The sequence below is a fragment of the Klebsiella sp. MS 92-3 genome (assembly GCF_000195655.1).
In the GTDB taxonomy this organism is placed as follows: domain Bacteria; phylum Pseudomonadota; class Gammaproteobacteria; order Enterobacterales; family Enterobacteriaceae; genus Klebsiella; species Klebsiella pneumoniae.
The window spans coordinates 57,727-64,149 of sequence record NZ_GL882814.1; the positions used below are offsets into that span (position 1 = coordinate 57,727).

Below are 6,423 nucleotides of genomic sequence, written 5' to 3' on the forward strand. Positions count from 1 at the left end.
GGAAGGCGCTAAGGTCGCCAGCATGCTCGGCGGTAAAAACGATTTTCATGGTTGTAGGTCCTGAGAAAGAGGTTGAAGGGCGGCCTGTCTGGCCTGCCATACCGGCAGCATCTGCTCGCGCAGCAGGCGGTAAACGGGATACAGCGCCGCGTAGCGGGCATGCGCCTGAGGGCGCGGCTGATAGCGGGTCTGCGCCAGCGGAGGCGTCTCGGCCAGCGCCGCGACGCTACGGGCCGCCAGGATCGCCGCGCCGCGTGCGCTCAGTTCGTTAAAGGCGCTGGAGACCACCGTGCGTCCGGTACAGTCGGCGATAATCTGCAGCCAGGTCGCCGAGGCTGCGCCGCCGCCGGTCAGATACAGCTCGCCGCCCTGCGGATAACCCTGCAGCGCATCGACAATGGCGAAGGCCAGTCCTTCAAACACCGCGCGCTGCAGTTCGGCGCGGGTGGTGTGCGGGCTAATGCCGAAAAAGCCGGCCCGCGCGTCCGGGCTGTAAAACGGCGCACGTTCGCCATTGAGATACGGCTGCCAGAAGACGCCGCCGCTGCCTGGCTCCACCTCCGCGATCGCCTGCTCCAGGCGCCCCAGATCGGCGTCCAGCGAAATATGCTGCTGCAGCCAGTCAATATTTGGCGTACCGGCCTGCATCGGAAACAGGGAGATCACCTGTCCGGCTTCGGTATGGGTGACAAAGCGCGTCGCCTCGTTCACCGTCTGCGGGCCGCGGCAGACGATCCCGGTGCAGCAGGTGGTGCCGAGGATCGTGTAGATATCCCCTTCGTTGACCGCGCCGCAGCCCAGCGCGGCGCTACAGACATCCAGCGCCCCGGCGGCCACCGGCGTCGCGGCGGGCAGCCCGGTCAGCGCCGCCACCGCGTCGCTCAGCGTGCCGGCCAGGGCATCCGGGGCCAGCAGCGGGGGAAACAGCGGCAGCAGTTCGTTCAGCCCCATCTCGTTCATCACCACCGAGGACCAGCTGCCGGTCTGCTGATTGAGTAACGAGCTGCTGGCGTCCGTCAGCTCCAGCGCCGCCACGCCGGTCAGGCGAAAGCGGATCCAGTCCTTGGCGAAAAACAGATAGCGCGCGGCCGCCAGCCGCGCCGGCTGATACTGTTTCAGCCAGTACAGCTGCAGACTGGTATTGCAGGGCTGCAGGTGGGTGCCGGTATCGGCGAAATAGCGGCGGTCGAAGCCGGGTCGGCGCAGCAGGTCGCTCATTAGCTCGTGGCTGCGGGTATCGCTCCACAGGATCCCCGGGCCCACCGGTTCGCCCTGCTCATCGCTGAGCCAGACCCCCTCCCCTTGCCCGGCGAGGCCGATAGCCCGCAGCCGCCCCGCCTGCAGCGCCGGATGGCGGGCAATCTGGCGCAGAATAGCCAGCACCGAATGCCACAGCTGGGTCATATCCTGTTCCGCGTAGCCATTGGCCGACAGGCGGGGTGAGGTATTTTCCGCGGCGCTGGCGCAGGCGGTGAAATGCTGATCAAACAGCACCGCTTTCACCCGCGAGGTGCCAATATCGATACCAAGATAAAAATCCATACCTGCTCCGGCTCAGGGCTCGTAGCGGCGGCGCATCAGCTCGCACTCGAACAGGAACTCCAGCCCCTCCAGTTGACGGCGGGCCTCCTGAATATCTTTCCCCCAGCAGGTCAGGCCGTGGCCGCGCAGCAGAAAGCCGTAGCGCAGCGGGCGCGTTTGCGCATAATCGGCAATCCGCGCCGCCAGGGCGTCAATATCCTGGTCATTATCGAAGATGGCGATCGGAACGGTATCGAGATGGCTATGCTGCCCGCTAAGGGTTTTCTGCATTTCATACCCCTGCAGCGCCAGCGTGTCGCTTTTTTCGATGCGCGACAGCACGGTGGCGTTGACGGTATGCACATGCAGCACCACGTTGGCTTCCGGGAACAGGCGATACACCAGGGTGTGCAGACCGGTCTCGGCCGACGGCTTCCGTCCGGAAGGCGCCTGGTTGGTGGCGATCTCAACCTGCAGAAAATCCTCGGTTGTCAGGCTGCCTTTGTCGCGGCCCGACTCGCTTAGCCAGCACCAGGTATCATCCTGACGCACCGACATATTACCGCCGGTCGCCGGCGCCCAGCCTTTCGCGCCGATCCAATGACAGGTGGTGACCAGTTGCGCGAGTCTTTCTTGCCACATAGCAGTTCCTTAGGTTAGCGATGATTTATTTAGCCGTCTAAATGGCTATTTATCCGATACTAACACCGCTAACCGGAGGGGACAATATTTCAGGAAACACACACAAGACAAATGGTTATATCATAAAAGCATATTAAATAACCTTTATTCACAGTGATTTAACCAACCGTTTTCAGTACACCGCTATTCTCCACTACTCTCTGGCCAAAAACAGGCGGATCGTCCTGGCTAAAATTCTCCTCCGGCGCCAGGGATGCGCTCACCGCCCTACTCTGCCCTGGACTGGTGCAAAACCTGGCAGGATGCACAGTAGAATGGCATTACCCGTCCGGGATCCTTCAATAACTGTGCATGTTGCACACCGCGCGCTATTCCCCGTGCCCGGTTTTTCCTGGCACATCTCTTGCTACTTCCGGCTATCACCGCCCATCTACCAGCCAGAGGTTCCAGGATGTCAAACAGCAATGATTTTCCCCTCGTCGAAGCGCCCGCCGCCGGACGCAAAGGCGTATTTTCCATCGCCATGGTGTTGTTCAGCTTTACCTTTTTCACCGGCACGATGTTCGCCGGCGGTAAACTCGGCGTCTCCTTTTCCATCGTCAATCTGCTGTGGATAGCCGTCATCGGCAACGCCTTGCTGGCCCTCTATGCCGCGTCGCTGGGCTGGATCGCCGCGCGCAGCGGCCTGAATACGGTGCTGATGGGCCGGTTCTGCTTCGGGGAGATTGGCAGCAAGCTGGCCGATTTTATTCTTGGCTTTGCCGAGCTGGGCTGGTACGCCTGGGGCACCGCCACGGTCGCTATCTCGTTGGTGAAGATCCTCGCTCTGCCCGAGGCGCTGACCCAGCCGTTGATGGTGCTGTTTGGCATTTTGTTCTGTGTCACCGCGCTGGTGGGCTACAAGGGACTGGACGCGCTGTCGCGCCTGTCGGTGCCATTGATGTTTGTGCTGCTGATGGTCTCCATGTATCTGGCGCTGCACCACGCCGGCGGCTGGCAGGCGATGACCCGTATTGCGCCGAGCGACACCATGAGCTGGTCGGCGGCCATCACCATGGTCTTCGGCACTTTCGCCAGCGGCGCCACCCAGGCGACAAACTGGACCCGGCTGGCCAACTCCAGCCGGACCGCCATTCTCGCCAGCATGGGCAGCTTCCTCATCGGCAACGGGCTGATGATCGTCGCCGGCGCCTGGTGCGCTATCGTCTATCAACAGGCCGATATCGTTGAAGTGCTGATCCTGCAGGGGCTGTCGGTGGCCGCGGTGATCATGCTCTGTCTCAACCTGCTGACCATCCAGGGCCCCACCATCTATAACGTCTCCGCCGCCGCCTGCCATCTGCTGCGCAGCGAACGTCGCCGGACGCTGACCCTCGCCGCCGCCGGGGTGGGCATTGTGCTGGCCATTGGCGGGATGTACGAAATGCTGATCCCCTTCCTCGTGCTGCTGGGCAGTATTATTCCGCCCATCGGCGGGGTGATCCTCGCCGACTACTGGTTCGCCCGCGGCGGGCGCTATCCCCTGCTGCAGAACGCCCGCCTGCCGCGTTTTAACTGGCTGGGACTCGGCGCCTACGCCGCCGGCGCGGTGGTGGCCTATCTTTCGCCGTGGATCGCGCCGCTGGTGGGGATCTCCGTTTCCGCGCTGGTCTATATCGCCCTGACTCTGCTAAGCAAACGCCAGCCTGCCGCCGTCGCGGAGCAGGAGCCATGAGCCTGACGGTCAGCGAACTGCTGGCCCTTGAGGGACTCTCCGCCCTGCGTCTGCGAGCGGGAAAGCAAGGGCTGCAGCGGGCCGTACGCTGGTACTACGTGGCGGAAAATGAACATATCGCCGAGTGGATCATGGGCGGCGAGCTGGTGTTTATCACCGGCATCAACCATCCCCGGGATGAAGCCAACCTGATCCAGTTGCTGATGGAGGGCAAACAGCGCGGCATCGCCGGGATGGTGATCCTCACTGGCGAGGCCTATATCCACGCCATTCCCGCCACGCTGATCGCCCTTGCCGACGAGCTGGGCATGCCGCTGATCGAGCAGCCCTACCTGCTGAAGATGGTGATTGTCACCGAGCGCATCGGCACCGCGCTGGTCCGCAGCGAAAACGTCCTGCAGTCGCAGCGCGACATTCTGATGCAGCTGGTCACCGGCGACTATCCGGACCTGCAGATGCTCCATCAGCGCGCCCTCCATCAGCAGCTCGATTTTACCCGTCCGCTGCGGCTGGCGGCGCTGCGTCTGGAGGGGCTGTCCCGCCTGTTTCGCCAGTTCCCGCCCGAGCAGGCCGAAGCCTGGCTACTGCAGGCCCACCGCAGCGTACGTCAGCAGCTGCAGCAGCAGCTCAACCAGCAGGGCAATCCCTTCCCGCTGCTGGAGCGCAGCAATATGTTTCTTTTCCTGCTGCCGGATGAGGAGGGGGAAGGCTTTCAGCAGAAAAAATGGCTGCAGCAGTGGCTGCAAACCCTGGCGGACGGAGAGGAGAGTTTATCGCTGCTCTGCGGCCTCTCCGCGCCGGTCAGGCAGCTGCAGGGTTACCCGCGGGCGCTGTCGCAGGCGCGCCAGGCGCTGGATCTGTGCGATACCCTGCGGCCAACCCAGCGCATCAGCGACTATCAGCAGCTGGGGTTTATCAAACTGCTGTCCGCGGTCAGCGACCCGGCGCTGCTCAACGATTTTATGCACGACACCCTCGGCTGCCTGATCGAGCCGGGCCGTAAAGCGCCGTGGCTGCTGCTGGAGACCCTCGAGACGCTGCTGCAGGAGAACGGCAACGTGGTGCGGGCCGCCGACCGGCTGGGTCTCCATCGCAACACGTTGCATCAGCGCATCCAGCGCATTGAAAAACTGACCGGCTACCCGGTCAGCCACCCTCAGTTTCATCTCAACGCCTCGGTCGCGCTGGTGATCTGGCGTTTATCGCAAAACCATTTACAGGACCCACCATGAAAATTATTAACGCTCGCCTGCGCCGCCAGGAGGCGCTGTTTACCCTTGACCTGCAGGACGGGATGATTCACCGCATCACCGCCCAGGCCGCGATGCAGACTGCCGACGCAGGGGATATCGACGCCCAGGGCCGGCTGGCGATCCCGCCCTTCGTCGAGCCGCATATCCATCTTGATGCCACCCTCACCGCGGGCGAGCCGGAGTGGAACCGCAGCGGCACCCTGTTTGAAGGCATCACCCGCTGGAGCCAGCGCAAAGCGAGTATTACCCCGGAGGACACCCGTCAGCGAGCGCTGAAAACCATCGGCATGCTGCGCGATTTCGGGGTCCAGCACGTCCGCACCCATGTGGATGTCACCGATCCGTCGCTGTCGGCCCTGAAGGCGCTGCTGGCGGTGAAACAAGAGGCCGCCGATCTCATCGATCTGCAGATTGTCGCCTTTCCGCAGGAGGGAATCGAATCGTATCCCAACGGCCGGGAGCTGATGACGCGCGCCATCGAGATGGGCGCCGACGTGGTGGGCGGCATTCCGCACTATGAGAACACCCGCGACAAAGGGGTCAGCTCGGTGATGTTTTTGATGGACCTCGCCCAGCGTTACGGCCGCCTGGTGGATGTCCACTGCGATGAAATCGACGATCCGCAATCGCGTTTCCTTGAAGTACTGGCGGAAGAGGCGCGGGTGCGCGGCATGGGGGCCCAGGTCACCGCCAGCCACACCTGCGCGATGGGCTCTTATGATAACGCCTACTGCTCAAAGCTGTTTCGCCTGCTGAAAGCCTCGGGCATCAACTTCATCTCCTGCCCGACCGAAAGCATTCATCTGCAGGGCCGGTTTGACAGCTGGCCGAAACGGCGCGGCGTCACCCGGGTGGCGGAGCTGGATCGCGCCGGCATCAATGTCTGCTTTGCCCAGGACTCGATTCAGGATCCGTGGTACCCGCTGGGGAACGGCAATATCCTGCGCATTCTGGATGCCGGACTGCACATCTGCCATATGCTCGGCTATGACGATCTGCAGCGCTGCCTCGACTTCGTCACCGACAACAGCGCCCGGGCGCTGTGTCTGGGCGATAACTACGGCCTCGCCGAAGGCCGCCCGGCGAACCTGCTGATCCTCGATGCGGAAAACGACTACGAGGCCGTCCGCCGTCAGGCACGGGTGCTGACCTCCATTCGCCACGGCAGGGTGATTTTGCAGCGTGAGGTGGAGCACATCCGCTACCCGGCATAGGGCGCAAGGCGCTGCGCGACGACGCCTTTCTGTGATACCTTTTCAGGCAGTGTGCGTGACCGACGCCCGCCCGGGCGTC

5 protein-coding genes are annotated in these 6,423 nt (G+C 62.9%); 3 read left to right on the forward strand and 2 right to left on the reverse strand.

Annotated elements, in window-relative coordinates; translation table 11 throughout:
• Positions 1-45 precede the first annotated feature (45 nt).
• Both HMPREF9538_RS12985 and HMPREF9538_RS12980 read right to left on the reverse strand, forming a co-directional pair.
• Positions 46-1,542, reverse strand: a complete 1,497-nt coding sequence (locus HMPREF9538_RS12985; RefSeq protein ID WP_009485209.1) for an FGGY-family carbohydrate kinase — start codon at positions 1,540-1,542, stop codon at positions 46-48.
• A 12-nt stretch (positions 1,543-1,554) separates the two neighbouring features.
• Positions 1,555-2,163, reverse strand: coding sequence for a methylthioribulose 1-phosphate dehydratase (locus HMPREF9538_RS12980; RefSeq protein ID WP_002894164.1), 609 nt, complete (start codon positions 2,161-2,163; stop codon positions 1,555-1,557).
• A 451-nt stretch (positions 2,164-2,614) separates the two neighbouring features.
• On the opposite strand from HMPREF9538_RS12980, the gene codB reads away from it, so the two are divergent.
• The 3 genes from codB to codA are packed head-to-tail and all read left to right on the forward strand — an operon-like array spanning position 2,615 to position 6,344.
• Complete coding sequence (gene codB, locus HMPREF9538_RS12975; protein ID WP_009485210.1) at positions 2,615-3,877, forward strand: cytosine permease; 1,263 nt, start codon at positions 2,615-2,617, stop codon at positions 3,875-3,877.
• The gene (locus tag HMPREF9538_RS12970; RefSeq protein ID WP_009485211.1) at positions 3,874-5,109 is read left to right on the forward strand and encodes a PucR family transcriptional regulator; all 1,236 of its coding nucleotides are present in this window, start codon (positions 3,874-3,876) and stop codon (positions 5,107-5,109) included. Before codB ends, HMPREF9538_RS12970 begins: the two co-directional genes overlap by 4 nt.
• Complete coding sequence (gene codA, locus HMPREF9538_RS12965) at positions 5,106-6,344, forward strand: cytosine deaminase (protein ID WP_004223608.1); 1,239 nt, start codon at positions 5,106-5,108, stop codon at positions 6,342-6,344. The genes HMPREF9538_RS12970 and codA overlap by 4 nt, the downstream gene beginning before the upstream one ends.
• Positions 6,345-6,423: the final 79 nt, after the last annotated feature.

Coding starts and splice junctions, on each gene's coding strand:
- HMPREF9538_RS12980 (WP_002894164.1), bottom strand. CDS start 2,163: ATGTGGCAAGAAAGACTCGCGCAACTGGTCACCACCTGTCATTGGATC.
- codB (WP_009485210.1), top strand. CDS start 2,615: ATGTCAAACAGCAATGATTTTCCCCTCGTCGAAGCGCCCGCCGCCGGA.
- codA (WP_004223608.1), top strand. CDS start 5,106: ATGAAAATTATTAACGCTCGCCTGCGCCGCCAGGAGGCGCTGTTTACC.
- HMPREF9538_RS12970 (WP_009485211.1), top strand. CDS start 3,874: ATGAGCCTGACGGTCAGCGAACTGCTGGCCCTTGAGGGACTCTCCGCC.
- HMPREF9538_RS12985 (WP_009485209.1), bottom strand. CDS start 1,542: ATGGATTTTTATCTTGGTATCGATATTGGCACCTCGCGGGTGAAAGCG.